Here is a 22,827-nt window from a genome sequence, read left to right as displayed (position 1 = left end):
GTCAAGAATGTGCGGCTACGCGGCGGCAATGTCTCGCGCGCCGATGCCGGCGATCCGTTGCAGGTCTTCGATTGCGCCGGGACCGGCTGCAAGAACCGGAGCGCCCTTGGTCAGCCGTTCGCCCTCGACCGGAAACGGCAGGTGCCAGCCGCCCGCTTCCTTGACGATGCAGTAGCCGCCGAGGCAGTCCCAGGCGTGCATGTAGGGCTCGTAATAACCGACGAGACGACCAGCGGCGACATAGGCGAGCATCAGCGCGCCGGAGCCGAGCCGCACAAAGTTGCCGCCGGCGTCAAGCAGGTCGGAGACGATCTTGGCAACCGAAGCGGGGGTGACGTGATGGTTGGCGCCGATCCCTGTCAGCGCGTTGCGGACGGTCTTTTTCGGATCGAGCGACAGCGGCTTGCCATTGAGCGTGGCGCCCTGTCCGGTAGAGGCAGAATAGAGTTCGTTGTGACAGGGCACGTAGATCACGCCCACCACCGGCACCTTGTCGTGAACCACGGCGATCGAGACGCACCAGTTCGGCATGCCGCTGACGAAGGGGCTTGTGCCGTCGATCGGATCGACTACCCAGGTATAGCCGGAGCTTCCCCCGACCAGACCATATTCCTCCCCCAGAAATCCGTCTTCGGCGAAGTTTTGGGAAACGCGATCGCGAATGAGGTTCTCGACTTCCCGGTCGGCGATCGAGACGACATCCTGGGGATCGCCCTTGGTTTCGATGACCAGGGTCTCGCGCTTGCTGAAATAGTCGAAGGCGACCTTGCCGGCCGCCAATGCGATCTCTTCGGCCAACGCGTGTCGGTCCCTGATTTCCCGTTCATGTATATTCATGACAATATCCTTGTCGTCATTCCGCGATGATGGCGATCCCCCGGTTCTTCAAGCCGATCGCGACTTGAGTCCCGGGGGCAAGGGGACGGTCGACCGACGGGTCGACGATGAACAACGTCCCGCCGCTCGTTTCCGCCTCGTATTCGATATGATCACCGAGATAGGCCGCATGGCTGATCCGCCCGGAAAAGGCAGCGCTCTCGGCCGGCTCCAGGGTGATCGCGCTCGGTCGCACGGCGAGCTTGCCGCGACCTGTCTTTGCGCCGCGCGCCGGCACGACATGCCGCAAGCCCTCGATGCTGACCGTCGCGTGCGCGCCCGAAATGTCGATGATCTCGCACGGCAGGACATTCGCCTCGCCAATGAAGTCGGCGATGAAGGTCGAAGCCGGTGCTTCGTAAAGTTCGCGCGGGCTGCCGGCCTGGGCAATTTCTCCGTCTTTCATGACGATGATCTTGTCGGAGACGGCCAGCGCCTCGTCCTGATCGTGGGTCACGTAGACGGCGGTGAACTGCAGCCGCTGCTGCAGCTCGCGGATTTCCGTGCGGACGCGCCGGCGAAGGCGAGCGTCGAGATTGGACAGCGGCTCGTCGAGCAATAACACCTGCGGTTCGAGCACCAGCGCGCGGGCAACGGCGACGCGCTGTTGCTGGCCGCCGGAGAGCTCGGCCGGGAGGCGGCGACCCATGCCGGCAAGGCCGACGAGCTCGAGCCCGTGCTCGGCCTTCTGGCGTGCTTCCTTCTTGTTCAACCCGGAGGATTCCAGCCCGTAGGCGACGTTGTCGAGCGAGGTCATATGCGGAAACAGGGCATAGGACTGGAAGACCATGGAGACGTCGCGCTCGTTGGCCGGCAACATGGTCACGTCCTTGCCGCCGATCAGGATGCGACCGGAGGTCGGATGTTCGAGGCCCGCCAGCATGCGCAACGTCGTCGTCTTGCCGCAACCGGAAGGTCCGAGCAACGTCACCAGCGTGCCGGGCTCGACGGTCAGCGACAGGTCGTGGATGGCGGTAAAAGCGCCGAAGGTCTTGCGGACATTTTGAAAGACGACCGAACCAGGACTTTGCATCATGCGGCTTTCTCCTCGGAAAAGGCGGGGATTGTTTGGCTGGCAATGCCGGCGACGCGGTTTTCGCGCCTCAGCCGCCGTTCGCCGACGATCAGCTGGAAGCCGGCGATGACGCCGATCATCACCACGATCAGCATCGAGGAATAGGCGATCGCCACACCATATTCGCCGTTCTCGACCAGGCCGACGATATAGGACGTCGCCATGTTGTATTGGGCGCTGACGAGGAAGACGACGGCGCTGATCGAGGTGATGGCGCGCACGAAAGAATAAACCAGTGCCGCGGTGATAGCCGGCCGCAAGAGCGGCAGGATGACCTTGCGAATGGTACGAAAGCTGTTGGCGCCCAACGTCATCGAGGCCTCGTCCAGGCTCTTGTCCAGCTGGCTCATGGCAGCGATGCCGCCGCGCACGCCGACCGGCATGTTGCGGAACACGAAGCAGGCCACGAGAACCAGCGCCGTGCCGGTCATTTCGAGCGGCGGCAGGTTGAACGCCATGATGTAGCTGATGCCGATAACCGTGCCGGGAATGGCAAAACTCATCATCAGCGCGAATTCGAACAATTCACGGCCGGCGAATTTCTGCCGGACGATGACGTAGGCAGTCGCAAGTCCCACGGCGGCGGTGAGCGGAGCCGAGATGAGAGCGATTTCCATCGTCGTCCAGAACGAATTCCAGGCGACGCCCGTCCAGGCAATCGATCCGTCGCGCATGGTGACGGAGAAGGCCTTGGTGTAGTGGGCGAGCGTCAGCGTGTTGTCGAGACCCCAGGTCTTCACGAAGCCGCCGAAGATGATCATGCCGTAGACGACCAGCGTGAAGATCATCCACGGAATGACGATCGCATGGACGCCGATGGAAAGGCCGCGGGGTAGCGCAATGTGCGAGCCGCTATCGCCCTTGCCGGTGACGGTCGCGAAATTCTTGCCGGAAAGCCAGACACGTTGGGCAAGGAAAGCCGACAGCGTGAAGCAGAGCAGGATCATGGCAAGCACGGCGGCGCGGGACGGATCGTTCTGCGAGCCGACGACAGCGAAAAAGATTTCGGTCGAAAGCACGCCGTGGCTGCCGCCGAGGACCAGCGGGTTGCCGAAATCGGCCATGCTTTCGATGAAACCGATCAGGAATGCATTGGCGAGGCCCGGCTTCATCAGCGGCAGCGAGACCCGCCAGAAGGTGCGCCAGCGGTTGGCACGCAAGGTCTGCGAGGCTTCCTCCATCGACGGGCTGACACCCTCGACGACGCCAATCAGCACCAGGAAGGAGATCGGCGTGAAGGAGAGGACCTGGGCGATCCAGATGCCGGTAAGCCCATAGAGCCAGCGGCTCGGTTCGACGCCGAGGAGCGACGAAAGCTCCTGAGTGACCACGCCGGCGCGCCCGAAGAGCAGGGTGAGTGCGAGGCCGATCACGAAGGGCGGCGTGATGATCGGCAATACGGTCAGGAGCCGCAAGCCTTTCTTGAACGGAAAGCGGGTACGCGTCGCAACCAGCGCAAAGGCGAGCCCGAGGGTGGTCGAGCCGGCCGCGGTCAGGATCGCCAGAAACAGCGTACGCCAGGCAATCCCGCAGCGTGCCCCGCCAATCAGGCAATCGAGGCTCCAGATCGACGAGTCCGCGATATTGCGGCTGAAGCCGTCGAAGTTCGCCGAACCGTTGAAATCCTGGAAAGCGCCGATGAACATGCTGCCGATCGGGTAGAAGACGAAGACGGCGACGAGGAAGACAAGCATGGAAATGGTCGAAACGACGAATGCATCGCCACGCATGGCGCCGCGTTCCGCAAGGCCGAAGGAGAAGATCAGCACGAAGGAAATCGAAGCAAGAACCGCACCGGCGCCCATTGAGGACTGGCCACCCACAATCTGGCCGAACAACGTTTCGCTTATGGTCCAGGTCCATCCGGTGGCGCCGATCGCAAGGCCCTGCAAGGAGAGAAACAGCACGCCGAATCCGCCGGCCCAGGCGAGAATTGCGCCGCGCCCCATGGGATCGGCAACGAAACGTGCGACGAGCGCCACGGCGAGGGCGAAAAGCACGGCCAGCAACCACCAGCGGCCGTAGATGGTCATCTGCAGAATGCCCGGCGCGACCGCATCCGTGCGGGGAAAGTCAGGCAGCCACGAGAAGGAAAAGAACCCCTTCTCGATCCGGTACCATGGCAGGACAATCGTGGCCGCGATGGCAATGGCCAGCACGATGTCCAGTCTGCGGTTGCGATTGTCCATGGCCGACAGTGACCTTGCTTAACAGGAGAACAGGTCCGCCGCACCGGGACGAGCCCTGGCGCGGCGGAACGATTGACGTCAGTTGGCGTTCGCGCCGATTTCCTTGTCCCAGCGCTCCAGGAGCTTCTTGCGGGTGTTCGGATCGCCGTATTTGGTGAAGTCATAGTCGATCAGCTTGATGTCGGAGAACTTCGGCGATTCCTTCGGGACTTCTGCCTTGGAATTCGACGGCAGCTGGAACGACTTGGCTTCCTTCATATGCGACTGCACATCGGCCTTCAGCGCCCAGTCGTACCACTTCTTGGCGTTTTCCATGTTGCGGGCGCCCTTGACGATCGACATGGAGCCGATTTCGTAGCCGGTGCCTTCGCATGGCGCGACCGACTTTACGGGGAAGCCTTCCACGGCCACAGCCACGGCATCGTGCATGAAAACGATACCGATCGCGGTTTCGCCGCGGCCCGCGGCCTTGACCGGAGCCGAGCCGGACTTGGTGTATTGCGAGATGTTGGCGTTAAGCTTCTTCAGGTAGTCATAGGCCTTGTCCTCGCCCATGATCTGTACGAGCGTCGCCAGCGCGGTATAGGCGGTGCCGGACGAATTCGGATTTGCCATCTGGATCTCACCCTTGAAGGAAGGATCCAGCAGGTCGGCCCAGCACTTCGGCTCTTTGTAGTTCTTCTGCTTGAAGCGGTCGGTATTGTAGCCCCAGCCGAGCGCGCCGGCGTAAACGCCGACCGTGCGGAAGCCCGAGGCCTCCGCCTGCTTTTTCGCCCAGTCGTTGAGCTCTCCGAGCAGCGGCGATTTGTACTCCTGGGTCAGTCCCTCGGCGGCCGCCTGCAGATGCGGGTCGCCCGTGCCGGCCCACCAGATATCGGTTTTCGGGTTGCGCGCTTCGGCGCGTATCTTGGCATAGGTTTCGCCGGACGACAGGCGGACCATGTTCACCTGGATGCCGGTTTCTTTCTGGAACATCTGCTGCATCATTTCGCAGATGACGACATCCGCGGAACAGATGAGATTGAGTTCTTCAGCCGCACGGGATGCCGTGGCATTCGTCATAAGGCCAGCCGCGAGCGCAGTCGCAGCCATAAGAGCAAGGCGCATGATTTATCCTCCCAGATTTGGTGACGCCTCCACATCACCCGCTTTGCAAGCGTGTGCAATGGTTCCACGTACTTGCATCGCTTGTCAATAACCTATCGCTGAAGAATTCCAGCAGCATTGGTTGCCCCCATCATATATTTGTTGCACTCGTTTGCAAAAATAGGCATGAGATGGGCAAGGGAGGGGTGGCGATGAGCCGCAAGATTTTCGTCAGCGCCAAGGAGGTCGCCGATCGGGCAGGGGTGTCCCGGTCCGCTGTGTCGCGCACCTTTACGCCCGGCGCCAGCGTGTCGGACGAGACGCGCCGCCGCGTTACGGAGGCCGCCGAAGAACTTGGTTATCACGTCAACCACCTCGCGCGCGGGCTGATGCGCAATGAAAGCGGTATCGTCTGCCTGATCGTGTCGGAAATGGACACGCCCTATCGCGCCAGGCTCGTCCGCGCGCTGACCCAGCAGCTTCAGGTCACGTCGAAGATCGCCATGCTGATCAATACCGACCGTTCGGACGATAGCGTCGATCAGGCATTGCGGCAGGCGATTAGTTATCGCGCCGATGCCTCAATCATTCTCTCCGGGATGCCCGACAAATCGATCACCGACCTCTGCCTGAAGAGCGGCCAGCGCCTCGTGCTCATCAACCGTGACGAGGATCGGGAGGGCGCGCTGATGATCAACCTCAATGACCGGCAGGCGGCGCGACGCGCCTTCATCGCGCTGTTACGCGCCGGTTGTCGCAGTTTCGCCTTTGCCAATTCAGAGGCGATGACACCAAGCCTGATGGCGCGCGAGGAGGGGTTCTGCGCCGCCGGCCGCGAACATGGGTTCGAGGTTACGGTGGAGCGTTTCGGCCCGACGACCTACCAGAGCGGCGCTGTGCTGGCGCAGCGGCTTCTCACCCGCGAAAAGCGGCCGGATGCGATCTTCTGCGTCAACGACCTGCTGGCCTGTGGGCTGATGGATGCGGCCCGCCACCAGTTCAACCTCGTCATCCCCTCGGATGTCTGCGTCATCGGCTTCGACGACATCGAGCAGTCGTCCTGGTCTTCCTACAACCTCACCACATTTGCCCAGCCGATCGATCGAATAGCGACCGAAGCCGTAGCCTGGCTTGACCGCCTGCCCGCGGAACTTGGCAACTCTCAGAAGATGCACGCCGAACTGGTTTGGCGCGGATCGGTTCGGGGCGGCTGATTGCGATGCCGCGTTTAAGAGCAGAGCGAAAGATCGAAGCAATCAGACTGCAAGTTGGTTCGAGAGGCGATCCAGATCCTCCGAAATTGCTTTTGCCGCGGATTTCAGGATGGGGGCATACCGCTCGCAAGCTTCCTGCTCCGACTTGAATGCCGATTTGAAGTAGGTCAAACCGATGCTCGCCAGCACCCGATCGCCTTGACCGATGATGGGTACGGCAATCGTGTTGGAGTTTTTCGGCTCCACCAGCGATGACCTGACGGCATATCCATTTTCGTGCACCCTTCCCACGAGCCTCTTCAGCTCGTCGGGATGATGGCTAAGGGCGTTCTCCGGATCGTCCGAGCGCTTCAGGACACCGATGATCAGTTCGAATTCTTCCTTGTCCAGAAAAGCCAGATAGGCAAGGCCGAGGCCGCGGGTGAGAAGGTTCAACCGCTTGTTGACCGTGCTGTGGAACGGCGAAATGAAACTGTCCGGCACGGTGCTGAAACGTACCACCATCCTGTCATAGTCCGGCAACGCAATCGCCACCGGCCACTTGTGCTGCCGGGTCATTGCGATCGCCCATGCGCGCCCGGCTTCCACGACCAGAGGATCCTTGTGAAAACCGGAACTTAAGGAGGTTACCAGCGCGCTGACATGGTAGCCGCCCTGCCGGGGATCGTTCTCGACATATCCCGCATCTTCGAGAGTGCGCAGGATACGCACGAGAGTGGGCTTGGGGAGTTTCGTCCGGGCGTGCAGTTGCGCGATCGTGTTGATGGGCTGCAGGTTGAGTTCCTGCAGAACGGTCATCGCGCGTTCGACAGCTCGAATGCCCATGGATCCTCCTCCCGTAGCATCTTGGCGACCGTTTCGTAACGCGGAACGACAGCCAAGACAAGTTGTCGTTTCCCGGGGTCACGCTTTACCAGAGCCTAGTTGATTACAGGGGAAGATCATGGCTTCGGCAGACGATGCAAACCGCAATAGGGAACAAGTCCGGCAGCTTATCGCGGGCATAGACGACGGCGTGGCCAATGGTCTGTTGAAGGGTGCAATCGACCTTCACGTCCATTCCGGCCCGTCGACCATGCCGCGGAAGCTCGACCACATGGAGGCAGCCGACGAGGCGGCGGCGGCCGGGATGCGCGCTTTGTTGTTCAAGGATCACCACTATTCGGTGGCGCCCGTCATTCCGATGATGGAGCGTTTGTTCGGAGACCGCGGGCTGTCGATGTTCAGTGGCCTGGTTCTCAACAATTCGACGGGAGGACTGAACCCGTTCGTCGTCGACGCCCAGTTGAAGATGGGTGCCAAGCTGATCTGGATGCCGACGGCGCAGGCGGGCAACCATATCCGCAGCGCGCATCGCAAGACGCGGTTGGCAACCAATGTCGAGCTCCGGCCCTCTCCGGCGCTTACGGTTGTCGACCCCTATGGAAAAATCCTCGACGAGGTGAAGCAGATTCTCGACCTCATCGCCGAGTTCGATGTGATCCTCTCGTCGGGCCACCTGCATGTATGGGAAATCTGGAAGCTCTTCGACGAGGCGCGGTCACGCGGCGTCAAGCGGTTGCTCGTCAACCATCCCATGTACGGCCTGCATTTTACGTATGAAGACGTCCGCGACCTGGCCAAGCTCGGCGCATTGATCGAGCAGTCCGCCGGGCTTTATGTGGATTCCCGTTTCAACACCTACACGCCCGAGGAGTTCAGGGAGCATATTCTTGCGGCCGGCGTCGAACACTCCTCGATCGGGTCCGACCTCGGGCAGGTGGACAATCCGACGCCGGTGGAAGGCATGCGTCAGGCCATCAAGCTTTGCCTGGCGCTCGGTTTCAGCGAGGCGGAGGTGCGGACCATGGTCGCAGACAATCCCGCCCGCCTGCTTGGATTGACCGGCTGAACGTGGGTGCCGCGGTCGAAACCATGCAGGCTGTCCTGATCGAGAAGACCGGCGGGCCGGAAGTTCTTCAGATCGCTGAACAGCCGCGTCCGCGGCCAAAGCCGGGGGAGGTTCTGATACGGGTCTTCGCCGCCGGGGTTAATCGGCCCGACGTGCAGCAGCGGCGAGGGCTTTATCCAGCCCCGCCGGAAGCCTCCCCGATCATCGGCCTTGACGTCGCCGGCATGGTCGAAGACGTGGGCGACGGCGTTGATGCGCTCCAGATTGGAGACGCGGTCTGCGCACTGGTCAACGGCGGAGGCTATGCGCAATACTGCGTCGCTCCGGCGGTCCAGTGCATGCCGATTCCGCGTGGTTTCAGCTTTGTCGATGCGGCATCGCTGCCGGAGGCCTTTTTTACCGCCTGGAACAACTTGATATGGCTTGCCCGGCTCGGGAACGGGGAGACGCTGCTGGTCCACGGCGGGACGAGCGGAGTGGGAATGGCTGGCATCCAGATTGCTCGACACCTGCGCAATGCCACGCTTTTCGCCACGGCCGGCAGCGACGAGAAACGAGCCGTCTGCAGCGCTCTCGGTGCGCGGGCGGCATTGGATTACCGCGGCCGGTGGGACGAGGAAATCCGTGCGTTGACAGGAGGCGAGGGGGTCGATGTGATCCTCGATGGTCAGGCCGGACCTGACACGCAACGCCAGCTGAACCTGCTGAAAAACGACGGCCGCCTGGTTTTCATCGCAAGCCATCAGGGGCCGACCGCGGAGGTGGACATTCGTGCGCTTGTGCGTCGAAGGCTGACGATCACCGGTTCGACGCTGCGGCCAAGGCCCGCTTCCTACAAGGGGAAAATCGCCAGGGAATTGGTCGATCAGGTCTGGCCGTTGCTCGAGAGCGGGCTTATCGTGACCCGTATCCACGAGATCGTCCCGTTCTCGCAGGTTCAGGCCGCCCATACCATCCTCGACGAAAACCGGCAGATCGGCAAGGTTGTGCTGGTGGTCGATCCGGCGCTTGCCGAGACCATTCCTGTGCCCCGCGCAGGATCATGATGCTCCAGAGATTGGTCGGGCGGCAGTGGATGCCGCCGCCCGACCAATCTTCAGCTTTCGGGCAGCGGATAATCGTCTTCGTTCAGAACCCAGCCCGGCTTTGCCGAGAAATCCGCGCGCGGCGGTGCAAAGATATCCACCAGCTGATTGACGCCGGCAGATTCCGCCGTCGTCGTGTGGATGGCGGGTGGCGGGATGACGCAGATCGAAGGCGACTCGCAGTAGAGATGTTCGTCTTCGCGCCAGATATTCATGTTGGTCGCCCACGGCCAACGTAGATGATGGGTAAAGCTGCCGCTGAGCGCCAGAGAGCATTGTTCGAAATCATCGTGATGATGGGGCGAGACCTTGTCGCGCTCGCGGGGACCGATCCGCGGGGTAAGATAGTTGATCATGAAGGTCGTGCAGCGATAGATCCGCCCGAACCGCGACGGATCTTCGGGCACGTCCAGGGTATACCACTTCAACTTGAGTCCGCCGGGCGGTTCGGGCCAGGCTTCGAACGGCGGCACGTTGGGGTGCGGCCCGTTAAAGGCATCGGCGTTGGATGCCGCCTTTGCCAGGTCCTCCGACTTCGGAGTGAATAACCGGACGATCGTGCCGGAGGTCAGCAGTCGGATCGAGCTTGCCCCAGGCGGCACAAAGGCCACGGAATAACCCGGAACGATCGTGCTTCCTTCTGCCGTCGTAATCTCGACCGAGGTCTCCCTGTCCGGGATGATCAACGCATATTCGTCAGGCTGGGTTTCTCTTGAAAAGGTGCCGCCTTCCTTGCCGTTGCTATAGACGACGACGAAGTTCTGCCCGCGACTGATCCAGGTGTCGCCGTTGGCATCGCTGACCTGTGGGTCTTCCCGATAGAAAAGGCCGGTCTGAGAGCCGAAGTAGCTGGTACGCGCCACGGCATCCTTCTGCGCGGCACTGCCCTGCAGGCTCGACCGCGGGTCGCTTTGGACGTACATCTTTATCTCCCTTGCTTTGGATGTGTTTCAGATCGCCATTGGAAGCTGTTTTTTCAGCTTCAGGATCTCGCGCGTCTCACCGACCGTGGCGATCGTGCCTCCGAGTTCCTTCACGATTCGCACGGCCTTTTGGACAAGGACCGTGTTGCTCTCGGCCAGCACGCCTTTTTCGAGATAGATGTTGTCCTCCAGGCCGACGCGGACATGTCCACCCGCCAGCCACGCCTGCGCCAGCATCGGGAACTCGAAGCGCCCCACGCCGAAAGCGGCCCAATGCGATCCCGTCGGGAGAAGCGATTTCATATAAAGAAGGGTTTCCGGTGTGGCGATGGCGCCGTAACGAACGCCGAGCACGATCTGGAAAAGCGCCGGGCCATCGAGCCGCCCCTCCTGCAGGAAATGATTGGCAAGCTGTATGTCCCCTGTATCGAACACTTCGAGTTCGGGGAGGACGCCGGCATTTTGAATGATATCGGCCATGATCGCCAGATTGCGCGGCGTGTTGATGACCACCGATGTCCCGGAATACATCGTGTTGAAGTCGAGGCTGCAGATCTCCGGTCGCAATGCGGCGATATGTTCGACGCGAAGTTCCGGCCGCAGCAGGGTCGTCCCCGGCGCGGCAGTCTTCGGGTCGTCTTCGCTCGGGATGAAGCGACCGCCAGGACCCGTGGTGAGGTTGATGATGACGTCATCGTCGGCCGCCCGAAGGCGCTCGACGACCTCCCGGTAGTGGGAAAGCTCCATGCTCGGTCGGCCGTCGGGATGCCTGACATGGATATGGACGATGGCCGCGCCGGCGCGGGTCGCCTCCAGGCAGGCATTGGCGATTTGTTCCGGCGTGATCGGCAGGTAGGGCGTCTGCGAAGGGCTCGTTATATTGCCGGTAACGGCACAGGTGATGATTGTGGGATCGGCCAAGCGTCGCCTTCCTTGCTGAGTGCGGTCGTCTATCGACCATGAGGGTTCGCGTATTCGCTCGCACCGGAAGCCGCCGATCACAATTCTTATCGCCGGCCGTTTCGCGCCTAGAAACGTACAGGCGGCCGCAGCCGGCGTTCCGCAGCGAGAAACGGTACGGCTATTGGCTTCGTAGTTGCGTCCGCAGCGTATAGGCAGCAGCTATCGAAAGGCAGGCTCAATGACCAACCAACGTCCTCACTTCAGTTCCTTCCGCGATCGTTTGCTGGCGCGAGATCGGATGATCGGCACGTTCCTCAAGCTTCCGACCACCCAGGTGGTCGAGATCCTGGGGGCGGTTGGCTACGACTTCGTGGTCATCGATCAGGAGCATGCGCCGCTTGATCGCACCATTACGGATATGATGATCTTTGCGGCGAGGGCATCGAATATCGCGCCGATCGTGCGCGTCGGCGACTTCAGCGACGCGAATATCCTCTCCGCACTGGATTGCGGTGCCTCCGGCATCATGGTCCCGCATGTGACGACGGTCGAGAAGGCTCAGGCGATTGCCAGAGCCTGCCGGTATAGAGGCGGCAGCCGCGGGTTTGCGGGGCTCACGCGCGCCAGCGGTTGGGGCGTGGTTGGCGGTGTGCAGCATATGGCGATGCAGGATCGACGGGTGACATGCATTGCGATGATCGAGGATGCCGAAGCAGTCGAACATGCAGGCGATATTGCCAGGGTCGACGGCATTGACGCATTGTTCGTGGGACGAGGCGATCTTACCGCATCATTCGGCGACGATCCTGATGCCGGCGCCAAGGTGGCCGAAATCGCCACCACGGTGGCCGCGGCCGCTCGGGAGGCCGGCGTTCCCCTGATGCTGTTGCCGAATGGTAAGGCAGATCTGACCTTTGCCAAGGAGCTCGGCGCCAGCGCCATGTTGGTGTCGAGCGACCATGGCTTTATCCGATCGGCGGCCACCGCGGCGCTGAAGGACTATTGCGACTAATTGGCTGCCGCCGGCGAAACCCCGGCGAAACCGTTGTGGATCGCGATCCCGACACCGGCCGCTTTGGGGCGAGGGGCTTTTCGTGGGGGCGTCGACCGGGCAGATTAGCGACGTCCCTGCTTGATCGGGTTCGACCAGCGGGGGATGGCTGGATGGATACGCATTTTCATCAAGCTTTCGATAATGGGCAGGAACCGCAGAGGTCTTGCCGGGAGGGGAAATGACTGCCATCGAAATCCCGGAACTGAAAATTCCGAAAGTCGCGCTCGTCACCGGTGGAAACAGCGGGATCGGTCGGGCGACAGCGGCACGTCTCGCCAGCATGGGCAGCACCGTCATCGTCGGCTACAACAGCCGACGCGAGATGGCGGAGGAGGTCGTGAACGGCCTCCAGGGCAGCGGTCATGCTGCAATTCGCATCGCGATCGACGATCCGGCCTCGGTCACCGAGGCCGCCGCCGCCGTCGGCGAGAAATTCGGTAGCCTCGATGCCCTGGTGAATTGCGGAGGCGCCACCACACCCGTTGCGGCAAACGATTTCGACGCGTTGACGGATGATATCTTCGATCGAGCGTTGACGGTAAATCTGAGAGGCCCATTTGCCATGATCCGCGCATTTCGACCCTTGTTGGAACAGGCCGACAGCGCGACGATCGTCAACATCTCTTCCATTGCGGCGCGGACGGGGGTGGGAAGCAGTCTCGCATACCTGGCCGCCAAGGGCGGCCTGGATGCGCTCACCATTGCGCTTGCCAAGGTTCTGGCGCCCAAGATTCGCGTCTTTTCCGTTTCACCTGCCGGCGTGGACACGGATTTCGTTCCCAATCGGTCCCGAGACCAGCTGCAGAAGGTTGCGGAAAGGCTGCCTCTTGCGAGGATCACTGCCCCGGATGATGTTGCGCGAGCAGTTATCGCCTGTATCGTTCATCTCACCAGTTCGACCGGCATCGTCGTTCCTGTCGACGAGGGGCGCCATCTATAACGCAAGCATGCAAATTGCCCGAAACGTCGCGCGCTATTCTGCGACACGCCGCTTCGGCCGTCTTCGTCTGGTGAAACATCGTCATTGCCGCGTTGCCAGCCTTCACCAGCTTTGTATTGATCAACCATGTGAGCACGTTTCGTGGTGCGTTGATGATCATGGTCCATTCTCAAGAGATGGACCATGCATCGGGTATCTTACGATAGCGTGCCACTTCTTCTGAGGTGAGGAGCTCGGATGAAGCTTAGCCAGGACGTTTTACTGGGACTGTTTTTTACCACCATCGGTGTCGGGTCGGCAGTGATGGCGGCAAGCTATCCGTTCGGGACATCCAGTCGGATGGGGCCGGGTTATTTTCCTGTCATCGTATCGAGCCTGCTCGTTCTCACGGGCATTCTGGTTCTGTTCCGATCGCGGCTGACCCTTGGAGCGATACCGGAAATCGGCTGGAAGCCGATCGTCGTGGTTTCCCTCGCGATCCTGATTTTTGGCCTGGTCGTCGAACCGCTCGGTCTGCCGATCGCCGTCTTCTTGCTGACGGTCGTCAGCGCCACGACGAGCGAAAAATTCCGGCTCGACTGGAGAGCCTTCGCAGGGGCGGCTGCTTTTGCCGCGTTCTGTTCGGTCCTTTTCGTGGAACTGCTCGGCCTGCCTGTTCCGATTGTCGGAAACTGGCTGCAGGGCCTTGGCCTATAGACATCGCAGGAGTTTGACATGGATATATTCAACGGACTTCTGCTTGGATTTTCGACGGCGACCACGCCGGAGAACTTCCTCTACTGTTTTTTCGGCGTGTTTCTCGGCACGGCCGTCGGTGTGCTGCCTGGCCTTGGCCCCATCGCCACCATTTCGATGCTGCTGCCTTTCACGTTCGGACTGCCGATCGACACGGCGCTGATCATGCTGGCGGGCATCTTCTACGGTTCCCAGTATGGCGGCTCGACCACGGCCATCCTGATGAACATTCCCGGCGAGGCTTCGTCCGTCGTCACGACGCTGGACGGCCATGAAATGGCCAAGCAGGGAAAGGCTGGACGGGCATTGGCGGCGGCAGCGATCGGTAGCTTCTTCGCCGGTACGGTCGGCACGCTTTTCATCGCGATATCGGCGCCGCTTCTTGCAAGTTTCGCCCTGACGTTCGGACCTGCGGAATACTTCTCGCTGATCGTGCTCGGCCTGATCACGTCGATGGTGCTGACAAGTGGTTCCCTGCTCACGGCTTTTGGCATGGCGCTGTTCGGCGTTCTTCTCGGCATGATCGGAACCGACGTCAATTCCGGGGCCGCGCGCTACACATTCGATTCCGCCAACCTCCTGGACGGGCTGGATTTCGTGGTCGTCGCGACCGGCATATTCGGTCTGGGCGATGTTCTTGCAAATCTGGAGAATGAGCGGAACCGGGTCGCCAGCGTGGCGACGGTCAGCAGCCTGTTCCCGACTGCTGACGATTGGCGCCGAATGTCCGCGCCGATCCTGCGCGGCACCGGCATCGGCGTATTGCTCGGCGTGCTGCCGGGCGCTGGGGTCTTGCTCGCCTCCTTTTCAGCCTATGCGCTGGAGAAGAAGATTTCCCGGCATCCCGAGCAATTCGGCAAGGGAGCGATCGAAGGCGTTGCGGCACCCGAGGCTGCCAACAATGCCGCGGCGCAAACCTGTTTCATCCCGATGCTGACGCTCGGCCTTCCCGGAACCGCGACCATGGCGCTGATGATCGGTGCGCTGGTGGTTCAGGGCGTCCAGCCAGGGCCTGAAATCCTGACGCAACAGCCAGCCCTGTTCTGGGGCCTTGTCGTTTCCATGTGGCTCGGCAACCTCATGCTGCTGTTTCTCAACCTTCCGCTTGTCGGCATGTGGGCAAGGCTGATCTCGGTGCCTTACCATTTTCTGTTCCCGGTGATCTGCGTCTTCATCGCGATCGGCGTCTACAGCATCAACAACAACGTCTTCGATGTTTACATGATGGCCCTGTTCGGCGTGCTCGGATATTTCTTCAAGAAAATTGGGGCAGAACCTGCGCCTCTCATTCTCGCGATGATCCTCGGCCCGATGGCGGAAGAGTATCTGCGACGGGCGCTTCTGATCTCCCATGGCGACGCGACGGTCTTTTTCACGAGCCCGCTCAGTCTCGGCACGCTGATCGTTGCCTTCCTGCTCCTCCTGTCGATTGTATCGCCGCGCTTCCGCAAGGTGCGTGAGGAGGGGCTGCAGGAGGCCGACTGATGGCAACAAATGAAGCGTCCGGCGCCTTCTGCCGGAAGCGCCTGACTCTGACCGAACCAATCGATCAACCTTCAGGGGGTTATGATGCAGCTGGACGATGACAAACGCCTTCGAGCTCTTCTCGATCGTGAAGAATTATTCGATCTCGTGCGCCGCGAGCGATTTGCCCGTGACCAACGTCGTTTCGACACCATGAGCGCATGTTTCCACAAGGACGCTTACATTCGCACAAGCTGGTATGACGCCCGCGGCGGAGAGGCCTATGTGGAGGCGACCCGCAAATGGATGGGCGCGACCGGCAACAGCAAGCACTGGGTGTTTCCGGCTTTCGCGCAGGTCAACGGTGATCGAGCAACCGTTGAAAGTCCGGCGATGATTTTCAACCGCGCACGCCCGGACGATATCGAAGTCGACGTTCACGTCTTCTGCCGCTTCTTTTCTCGGGCGGTCCGGGAAACGGGGACGTGGAAGCTGATGAGTTTCGAGGTGCTTTTCGAGAGGGACATCATGAAACCGGTCAATCCGTCGGATTTGCTGCCTGTCGATTGGTCGCTTCTGGCGACGATGCGGCCGTCCTACAAGTTCCTCACCTATATCCAGCACAAGCGGGGTGTGACGGTCAGTCCTGACCTTTTGGGGGACGATCGGCCCGACGAGCTCAGCGCTTTCCACGCCGGCGAAGAAAGCTGGCTTGCCGGCCATGAATGACGGCCGGCGCAGGAAGGCCATGCCGGCCGTTCCAAAGGGCGGAACGGCGATAGTCAGCAGTTCGCCCTGAAGAGCAGACAGGGTAGGGCTTTAGCCAAGGAACTCGATTTAACGAGTGGGAGGAGGAACAGAATGAACAGACGAGAATTCATCGTGCTGGGAGGCTCAGCTGTCGCGCTGGCTTCAGGCAGAATAGCAATTGCTGCCAATTGGCCAAGCAAGTCGGTGGTGGTGATCTCGGCTTACCCTCCGGGCGGCACGAGCGACATTATCGCCCGTCTCGTGGCAGACCTGCTGACGGCGAAATTCGGCCAGCAGTTCGTGATCGAGAACCTGGCCGGCGCGGCCGGCGCACTCGCAGGCGGAAAGCTCGCCCGCTCGGCGCCGGACGGCTACACGATCCTCATCAGCGGCAGTGCACCGATCGCCGCCAACAAGGTAGTGCAGACCAATCTCGCCTATGATCCTCAGGTCGACTTCACGCCCATCACCGTGGTTGCGGAAAGCCCGGCACTGCTGACCGCAAGCGCCAAGGCGCCGGCGAAATCGCTTCAGGAACTGATTGCCTACGCGAAAGCCAGTCCCGGAAAGATAAATATCGGAAACCCGGGCGCCGGAACGAAAGGTCATATCTGTGCTGCCATTATCGGCCTGCAGACCGGCATTGAGATAAACCACATCCCTTACAAGGGCTCGCCGCCTCTGCTCGCCGATCTGCTCGGCGGGCATATCGATTTCGCTCTCGACGCGCCGTCCAATTACCTGCCGCATATCAAGGATGGGAAAATCCACGGCGTTGCCGTGACGTCAGCACAGCGCATCGGCGAATTGCCGGATGTAAAGACGGTCGCCGAACAGGGGCTCAAGGACTATAATCAGACCCTTTGGTTTGGCGCGGTAGGCCCGAAGGGAATGTCTCCCGAGATCGTCAGTGCCATCCATAAGGCCATCAAGGAGTGGAGCGACACGCCCGCCGCCAAAGCCAAGCTGGCGTCGCTGGGTCTGACGGCCGTGGTCAATACGCCGGACGAAATGCGCGGTTCGATGGAGCGCGAGATTGAATCACTCAAACCCCTGGTCAAGGCGGGCCTCGTGCAACCGAGCTGATTTCGATCTGAAGAAGGGCGGCAAAGAGATTGCCGGGTGCTGAAATTCAACGCCCGGCATTTTTCAGAGCAGGCTGGGCGGTCCCGCCAGCTGCGGTCCTCAGCGACCAGATATCTCGTTAGGCAGGCAAAGAAGAGACTACATTGCATGAGCAAGCCTTTTACTCTGGCCGTCAACGGTCGGGAATATGACCTGGATGTTCCTCCCACTATGCCTCTGCTGGACGTGCTGCGTAATCATCTGGGGCTGAAGGGCAGCCGATATGGCTGCGGGCTTGAACAATGCGGCGCGTGCATGGTGCTGATCGATGGTTCTGCAGAGTATTCCTGCAGTCGCGAGGTCGGTACGCTTGGCGGTCACAGCATCACCACCGTGGAAGGTTTGGGCTCGGCTGAAGCGCTGCATCCGCTTCAGCAAGCTTTTCTCGATGAGCAGGCAGGACAGTGCGGATATTGCCTCTCGGGTATTCTCATGTCGGCCAAGGCTTTCCTAGATCGTAATCCGGACCCCACGCGCGCCGAAGTCGCTGCAGCGCTCGATGCAAACCTCTGTCGCTGTGGATCGCATCCCCGCATCCTGCGCGCTGTGCTCAAGGCAGCAGCCGTGTTGCGCCATGAGGCTGCTTGATGACCGGGCTTGTCCACAGTCTGAAGGACAACCCGCGTCTGGACCGCTGGCTTCGCTTCCTCAGCGACCGCACGGTACGGATCGGCACTGGCAAGGTCGAGCTTGGCCAGGGGGTTCTGACGGCGCTCGCCCAAATCGCTGCGGAAGAGCTGGATCTGGGCATCGGCCAGATCAGCATGATGTCCGGCAACAGCGTGGAGGGGCCGGGGGAAGGCTATACCGCCTCCAGCTGGTCGATCGAGCATTCAGGCGCTGCAATTCGCCTCGTCGCAGCGGAAGTCCGTGCGCTTGCCCTGAAGCATGCTGCCCTGCGCCTGAACGCCTCGCCGGATGAACTCACCGTCATCGAAGGCGCCTTTTTCAGAAACGGTATTCCGAGCAGGATCGACTATTGGACGATCGCAGGCGAGCTCGATCTTTCTGCCGAGGCGACAGGCATGGTTTCGCCGAAGCCTGCGGATGCTTATCGTCTCGTCGGCACTTCCGTTGCGCGGCTCGATCTTCCTGCAAAGCTGACCGGATCAGGCTTCATCCACGACATGACGCTGCCCGGCATGCTGCATGCCCGCACCCTGCGCCAGCCCGGCCGCGGTGCTACGCTTACCCTTCTCGACGAGGCGGCCGTGCGGCGCAAGGCCGGCGCCGATATCAACGTCATCCGCATCGACAACTTCCTGGCGTTCGTGGGGGGCGACGAGACCGCCGTTCGCGCGGCGGCCGTCGCTGCGGCGGAATATTCCGTCTGGACCAACGCTCGGACGCTGCATCCCGAACAGGCCACGGCTGAATGGGTGGCCGCACAGCCTTCTATTGACCGGCTGATAGGCGATCCTCTTGCTGACCCCTTATCCGATCGTGTGTCGGCCACCTTTTCCCGCCCCTTTCTGTCTCACGGTTCCTTAGCCCCCTCCTGCGCCGTCGCAGTTTACCGCGACGGCATGCTGACCGTCTGGTCCCACGGCCAGGGCATGCATCCGCTGCGGGAAAACATTGCAAAAACGGTCGGCCTGCCCCTCGAAAATGTTGCATGCCACCATGTGCAAGGCGCTGGCTGTTATGGCCATAACGGCGCCGATGATGCCGCGTTGGATGCCGCTCTTGTGGCATTGGCACTTCCAGGCGAACCGATCCGGCTGATGTGGCGGCGGGAAGAGGAGTTTGGCTACGAACCGCTCTCCTCGGCAATGACCGTCACCGTCCACGCGGCAGTCGACGCCGCCGGGCGCCCTGCCGATTGGACAACCGAGATATGGAGCGCCACGCATGGTCAGCGTCCCGGAGTTGGGGGTGCCTACCTGCTGGCCGCAGAGGCGATGAAGGAGCCACCGCCCGAACGCAAGCCCTTCGACATCCCGCTCGAGCGGGGAGGAGGTGCGGTGCGTAACGGAATTCCGCTCTACGATATGGCCGCCAAGCGGATCAGCTACCACCTGATACACGACGTGCCGGTGCGCACCTCGTCGTTGCGCGGGCTCGGGGCGACTTTGAATGTCTTTGCCATCGAAGCCCTGATCGACGAACTTGCCGCCCGGGCCGGCGAGGATCCGGTGAGATACCGCCTGTCCAGCCTTTCCGACCCGCGGGCCCGCAGAACCCTTGAAAAGGCCGCGGCGATGGCCGGCTGGTCGTCACGTGACGCTGGCGGCGCCGGGAAGGGCTTGGGTATCGGCATCGCCCGCTATAAAAACGCGTCGGCCTATGCCGCGGTCGTTGCAGCCGTCGAGGTCGACGAGGCGGTGCGCGTCACCGATATCTGGTGCGCCGTGGATGCGGGGCTCGTCATCAATCCCGATGGCGTCGTCAACCAGATCGAAGGCAATATCGTTCAGGCCATCAGCTGGGCCCTGATCGAAGAAGTTGGCTTCGGCCCGCAAGGGATCTCGACCGTTGATTGGCATAGCTATCCCGTCATTCGGTTTTCGGACATACCGGAAATTCGTGTCGAACTTATCGAAGCGGACCAGCATGAGGCGCTTGGAGTGGGCGAATGCGCCGGTGGGCCGACCGCTGCAGCCATTGGCAATGCCGTCGCCCATGCGTTGGGCATGCGCATCCACGACATGCCGATGACGCGGGAACGGATCATGACCGCCGCTTTGAGAGCTTAGGCATCCGGCAGACGGCTTGGAGAACAATAGGGAGGAGCGGGATATGGAGAATGTTGAGCTGCTATCGGGCGGGCTCTCGGCTCCGAAGGGTGAAACGATCCTCTTCTATAGTCCGGGAGCCTGTTCGCTTGCTCCCCATATCGCTCTCGAGGAGACCGGCCGGCCGTTTCGACCGATCGAGACATTGCTGGGGAAGCAACAGCACCTCACTCCCGACTATCTGGCGATCAATCCCCGGGGGAAAGTCCCATCCCTTGTGACGCTGGATGGCCAGGTGATCACGGAAAACACCGCGATACTGGCCTATATTGGCCTCATCAATCCCGAACTCCGCATGTTTCCGACAGATGTTGTCGAGCAGATGCAATGTATCGCCCAGATGGCGTGGTTTTCGAACACGCCGCATATATTTCAGAAAGCCAAATTCCGGCCCTATCATTTCGCCGATGAGGAAGAGGTTCACGACGCTATCCGGACGAAGGCTGCGGCGAGATACTGGGAGAGCATGGTAGAAATCGACAGGTTGATTGCCGATCACCATTGGATCATGGGCGAACAATATACGGTCGTGGACCCCTATGCGCTCGTCTTTTACGGCTGGGGCACGAGCAACGGCTTGCCGATGGAGACGCTCGGGCATTTCACCCGGCACAAAAACCAGATGCTCGAAAGAACAGCCGTGCGAACCGTGCTGGAACGCGAGATGAATCCTCATTTTAGAACCGCTATCTCGACCAATGCCTAACCAAAGGCGGGCGACAGGCGGTTCAGGACATTATAGGGAAGCTCAGCGCAGCCGTGAAATGGCGGCGCTTCTGCCGATGTCCGCGTCTGCTTGGGGAAAGGGCAGTCCGTACCGCTCGCGGACAGTTTTTTCCTCGTACCGGGTACGGTAGACGCCGCGCTCCTGCAGGATCGGTACCACCTTATCGACAAATTCCTCGATATCGTCCGGCGCGCGGGGTGGCTGCAGCGTATAGCCGTCGACGGTTCCATCCGCCCAAAGATCGATGATCCCGTCGGCCACCTCCTCGGGCGTGCCGAGCAGGAGGCGGTGATGCCCTTCCGAACGCCGCACGACCTCTCTGGCGGTCAGCTTCTCGTGGGTGAGCAGATCGACAAGCCCAAGTCCCATGCCTACCGCCTGCAGGCGATTTGGATCGGGAATGAAACGCTCCGCATCCAGAACCGCGTCCGGATCGAAACCGTCAGGATCAATGCCGTTCTCCTTGACGAAGCGGGCGATCAGGCCGTCTTCCGAGCCGGCGCCGCTGAAGAGTTCGTGCTTGCGCAGCGCTTCCTCGCGGGTCTCGCCGAGAATGACGACGAGACCGGGCACGATGCGAATGCCCAAGGGGTCGCGGCCGAACGCAATTGCCCGGTCCCTGACCTTCTTGCCGAAGGCTTGGCCGGCGGGACGCGAGAGGATGTTGCAGTAGATGATCTCTCCATGACGGGCGGCGAGGTCGATGCCGCCTTCAGACGCGCCTGCCTGTGCGATGACCGGGTGGCCTTGCGGCCCGCGCGGAACATTGAGCGGGCCCTTGACGGTAAAATAGCTGCCCTGGTGATCGATCGCATGGGCGCTGGTCGCATCCCAGAAACGGTCTTCCGGCACTTCGCCTTCGCGAGAGGGGTCCCAACTCGCCCAGAGCTTCTTGGCGACGTCGAGGAATTCCGATGCCTTCGCGTAACGCTGGTTGCGCGGCGGTAGCGGCTCCGAACCAAAATTGGCGGCGACGTTCGGATTGAAGGAAGAGACGATATTGATAATCAGTCTGCCGCCCGAAATGATGTCCGTCGATTGGGTGCGGCGTGCGAGGTTATAGGGCGAATTGTAGGTCGAGGACATGGTCGCCACGAAACCGATATCCGGTACTTGGGCGGCAAGCGCGGTACAGAGAATAAGCGGATCGATCGTGTGGAAGGGGCGGCCATTCGGATCGGTCATCAGCGCCGGATGGTCGGAGAAGAACACCGCGTCGAACAGGCCCTTGTGGGCAAGCTCGGTCAGGCGCCGGTAATAGTCGGGATCGGTGATCTCGTGCCGGTTGCCCGTCCGGTATTTCCAGGCATTGCCGAGATAACCGGTCGTGTTAATGCCGACATTGAGGTTGAGCTTGCGCTGTGTGCTTGTCATCTGTGTGGAATCCTAAATACGTGAGCCGTCAGTAGGCGGCAGTGAAGCGCCGGCGGACGAACTGGCCCCTGTCGAGTTCGTCGAGGATGGCGATGGCGAAGTCGGCCTCCGAGATGCGGCTTTCGCCGGCTTCATCGCGCAGCAGACGGTCTTCGCCGAGCCGGAACTTGCCGGTGCGCTCGCCAACCTTGATCGAAAGCGGCGGCGAGACATAGGTCCAGTCGAGATCGTGGTCACCGCGCTTGAGGCTCCTCAAGATCTCGCGGTTGCGCAGCGTATGGGCCTTGTGTTCGGCCGGGTAGAAATCGCTGTCGACCACATCGACACCCGGACTCGCCTCAAGGCTGCCAACGCCGCCGACGATAATAAGGCGGCGGACGCCTGCGTGTTTGATCCCCGCAAACAGCGCGTCATGCGTCTTGCGGATGAGTTCGGCTGCGTCATCGGCGCAGTGGCGGCGCAGGCCGGGACTGTAGGCACTGATCACCGCATCATGGCCGGCGGCAATCTTTGCGACGTCGTCGGAATTGGCGATATCCGCCTTGAGGACAGTCAAGCGCTCAGCAGGTTCGATCTCTGTCGAGCGGGTGACGGCGGTGACGCGGTGGCCGCGGGATAGTGCTTCCTTGCGGATATTGCTGCCGATGTTTCCGGAGGCGCCGAAGACGACGATGGACATGC

General features: G+C 61.2%; 21 protein-coding genes. 12 read left to right on the top strand and 9 right to left on the bottom strand.

Features of this window, described 5'->3' with window-relative positions; all coding sequences use genetic code 11:
* Positions 1-15: 15 nt before the first annotated feature.
* The 4 genes from AC1D3C_RS01040 to AC1D3C_RS01025 form a co-directional block, all read right to left on the bottom strand.
* Positions 16-837, bottom strand: a complete 822-nt coding sequence (locus AC1D3C_RS01040; RefSeq protein ID WP_040125563.1) for an inositol monophosphatase family protein — start codon at positions 835-837, stop codon at positions 16-18.
* A 16-nt stretch (positions 838-853) separates the two neighbouring features.
* Positions 854-1,912 carry an ABC transporter ATP-binding protein gene (locus AC1D3C_RS01035; protein WP_040125562.1) on the bottom strand — a complete coding sequence of 353 codons (1,059 nt, stop codon included), beginning with the start codon at positions 1,910-1,912 and terminating at the stop codon, positions 854-856.
* A complete protein-coding gene (locus AC1D3C_RS01030) occupies positions 1,909-4,140 on the bottom strand; it encodes an ABC transporter permease (protein WP_040125561.1) in 2,232 nt (743 codons plus the stop codon). Before AC1D3C_RS01030 ends, AC1D3C_RS01035 begins: the two co-directional genes overlap by 4 nt.
* A 78-nt stretch (positions 4,141-4,218) precedes the next feature.
* On the bottom strand, positions 4,219-5,247 hold the full coding sequence (locus AC1D3C_RS01025; protein ID WP_040125560.1) for an ABC transporter substrate-binding protein: 1,029 nt from the start codon (positions 5,245-5,247) through the stop codon (positions 4,219-4,221).
* 191 nt (positions 5,248-5,438) lie between these two features.
* Between AC1D3C_RS01025 and AC1D3C_RS01020 the strand changes: the two genes are divergently transcribed.
* Complete coding sequence (locus AC1D3C_RS01020; RefSeq protein ID WP_040125923.1) at positions 5,439-6,440, top strand: LacI family DNA-binding transcriptional regulator; 1,002 nt, start codon at positions 5,439-5,441, stop codon at positions 6,438-6,440.
* 42 nt (positions 6,441-6,482) lie between these two features.
* Here the strand turns inward: AC1D3C_RS01020 and AC1D3C_RS01015 are convergent, their stop codons facing one another.
* Positions 6,483-7,265 (bottom strand): helix-turn-helix domain-containing protein, encoded by a 783-nt coding sequence (locus AC1D3C_RS01015; protein WP_040125559.1) that lies wholly within the window; start codon positions 7,263-7,265, stop codon positions 6,483-6,485.
* A gap of 118 nt (positions 7,266-7,383) precedes the next feature.
* Here AC1D3C_RS01015 and AC1D3C_RS01010 point away from each other — a divergent pair, with 118 nt between their 5' ends.
* Together AC1D3C_RS01010 and AC1D3C_RS01005 are read left to right on the top strand one after the other, a co-directional pair.
* Positions 7,384-8,331, top strand: a complete 948-nt coding sequence (locus AC1D3C_RS01010; protein WP_051900656.1) for a DUF6282 family protein — start codon at positions 7,384-7,386, stop codon at positions 8,329-8,331.
* Between the two features lie 2 nt (positions 8,332-8,333).
* A complete protein-coding gene (locus tag AC1D3C_RS01005) occupies positions 8,334-9,377 on the top strand; it encodes an NAD(P)H-quinone oxidoreductase (RefSeq protein WP_293402801.1) in 1,044 nt (347 codons plus the stop codon).
* A gap of 50 nt (positions 9,378-9,427) precedes the next feature.
* On the opposite strand, the gene AC1D3C_RS01000 is transcribed toward AC1D3C_RS01005, so the two are convergent.
* A complete protein-coding gene (locus AC1D3C_RS01000) occupies positions 9,428-10,339 on the bottom strand; it encodes a cupin domain-containing protein (protein ID WP_040125558.1) in 912 nt (303 codons plus the stop codon).
* Positions 10,340-10,366: 27 nt separating this feature from the next.
* A complete protein-coding gene (locus AC1D3C_RS00995) occupies positions 10,367-11,260 on the bottom strand; it encodes a beta-keto acid cleavage family enzyme (protein ID WP_040125557.1) in 894 nt (297 codons plus the stop codon).
* A gap of 220 nt (positions 11,261-11,480) precedes the next feature.
* Between AC1D3C_RS00995 and AC1D3C_RS00990 the strand changes: the two genes are divergently transcribed.
* The 9 genes from AC1D3C_RS00990 (at position 11,481) to AC1D3C_RS00950 (ending at position 20,751) form a co-directional block, all read left to right on the top strand.
* Complete coding sequence (locus AC1D3C_RS00990; RefSeq protein ID WP_040125556.1) at positions 11,481-12,254, top strand: HpcH/HpaI aldolase family protein; 774 nt, start codon at positions 11,481-11,483, stop codon at positions 12,252-12,254.
* A gap of 220 nt (positions 12,255-12,474) precedes the next feature.
* Positions 12,475-13,236: an SDR family NAD(P)-dependent oxidoreductase gene (locus tag AC1D3C_RS00985; RefSeq protein WP_051900655.1), complete on the top strand. Its 762-nt coding sequence runs from the start codon at positions 12,475-12,477 to the stop codon at positions 13,234-13,236.
* Positions 13,237-13,473: 237 nt separating this feature from the next.
* Positions 13,474-13,932, top strand: a complete 459-nt coding sequence (locus AC1D3C_RS00980) for a tripartite tricarboxylate transporter TctB family protein (protein ID WP_040125555.1) — start codon at positions 13,474-13,476, stop codon at positions 13,930-13,932.
* Between the two features lie 18 nt (positions 13,933-13,950).
* Positions 13,951-15,456, top strand: a complete 1,506-nt coding sequence (locus AC1D3C_RS00975; protein ID WP_477481583.1) for a tripartite tricarboxylate transporter permease — start codon at positions 13,951-13,953, stop codon at positions 15,454-15,456.
* Between the two features lie 81 nt (positions 15,457-15,537).
* Positions 15,538-16,164 (top strand): nuclear transport factor 2 family protein, encoded by a 627-nt coding sequence (locus AC1D3C_RS00970; protein WP_244447588.1) that lies wholly within the window; start codon positions 15,538-15,540, stop codon positions 16,162-16,164.
* 132 nt (positions 16,165-16,296) lie between these two features.
* A complete protein-coding gene (locus tag AC1D3C_RS00965) occupies positions 16,297-17,271 on the top strand; it encodes a Bug family tripartite tricarboxylate transporter substrate binding protein (RefSeq protein ID WP_477481582.1) in 975 nt (324 codons plus the stop codon).
* Positions 17,272-17,418: 147 nt separating this feature from the next.
* Positions 17,419-17,898, top strand: coding sequence for a (2Fe-2S)-binding protein (locus AC1D3C_RS00960; RefSeq protein ID WP_477481581.1), 480 nt, complete (start codon positions 17,419-17,421; stop codon positions 17,896-17,898).
* Entirely contained in the window at positions 17,898-20,006 is a 2,109-nt protein-coding gene (locus AC1D3C_RS00955; protein ID WP_477481580.1) for a molybdopterin cofactor-binding domain-containing protein, read from the top strand. Before AC1D3C_RS00960 ends, AC1D3C_RS00955 begins: the two co-directional genes overlap by 1 nt.
* 43 nt (positions 20,007-20,049) lie before the next feature.
* Positions 20,050-20,751 carry a glutathione S-transferase family protein gene (locus AC1D3C_RS00950; protein WP_477481579.1) on the top strand — a complete coding sequence of 234 codons (702 nt, stop codon included), beginning with the start codon at positions 20,050-20,052 and terminating at the stop codon, positions 20,749-20,751.
* A gap of 42 nt (positions 20,752-20,793) precedes the next feature.
* Here the strand turns inward: AC1D3C_RS00950 and AC1D3C_RS00945 are convergent, their stop codons facing one another.
* Positions 20,794-22,146 carry an NtaA/DmoA family FMN-dependent monooxygenase gene (locus tag AC1D3C_RS00945; protein WP_477481578.1) on the bottom strand — a complete coding sequence of 451 codons (1,353 nt, stop codon included), beginning with the start codon at positions 22,144-22,146 and terminating at the stop codon, positions 20,794-20,796.
* Between the two features lie 28 nt (positions 22,147-22,174).
* Entirely contained in the window at positions 22,175-22,825 is a 651-nt protein-coding gene (locus AC1D3C_RS00940; protein ID WP_477481577.1) for an NAD(P)-dependent oxidoreductase, read from the bottom strand.
* Between the last annotated feature and the right edge of the window lie 2 nt (positions 22,826-22,827).

It is taken from the genome of Neorhizobium sp. P1_A6, assembly GCF_056406795.1.
Note: the sequence above shows the minus strand (reverse complement) of the source record. Positions and strands in the feature narration are given on the sequence as shown.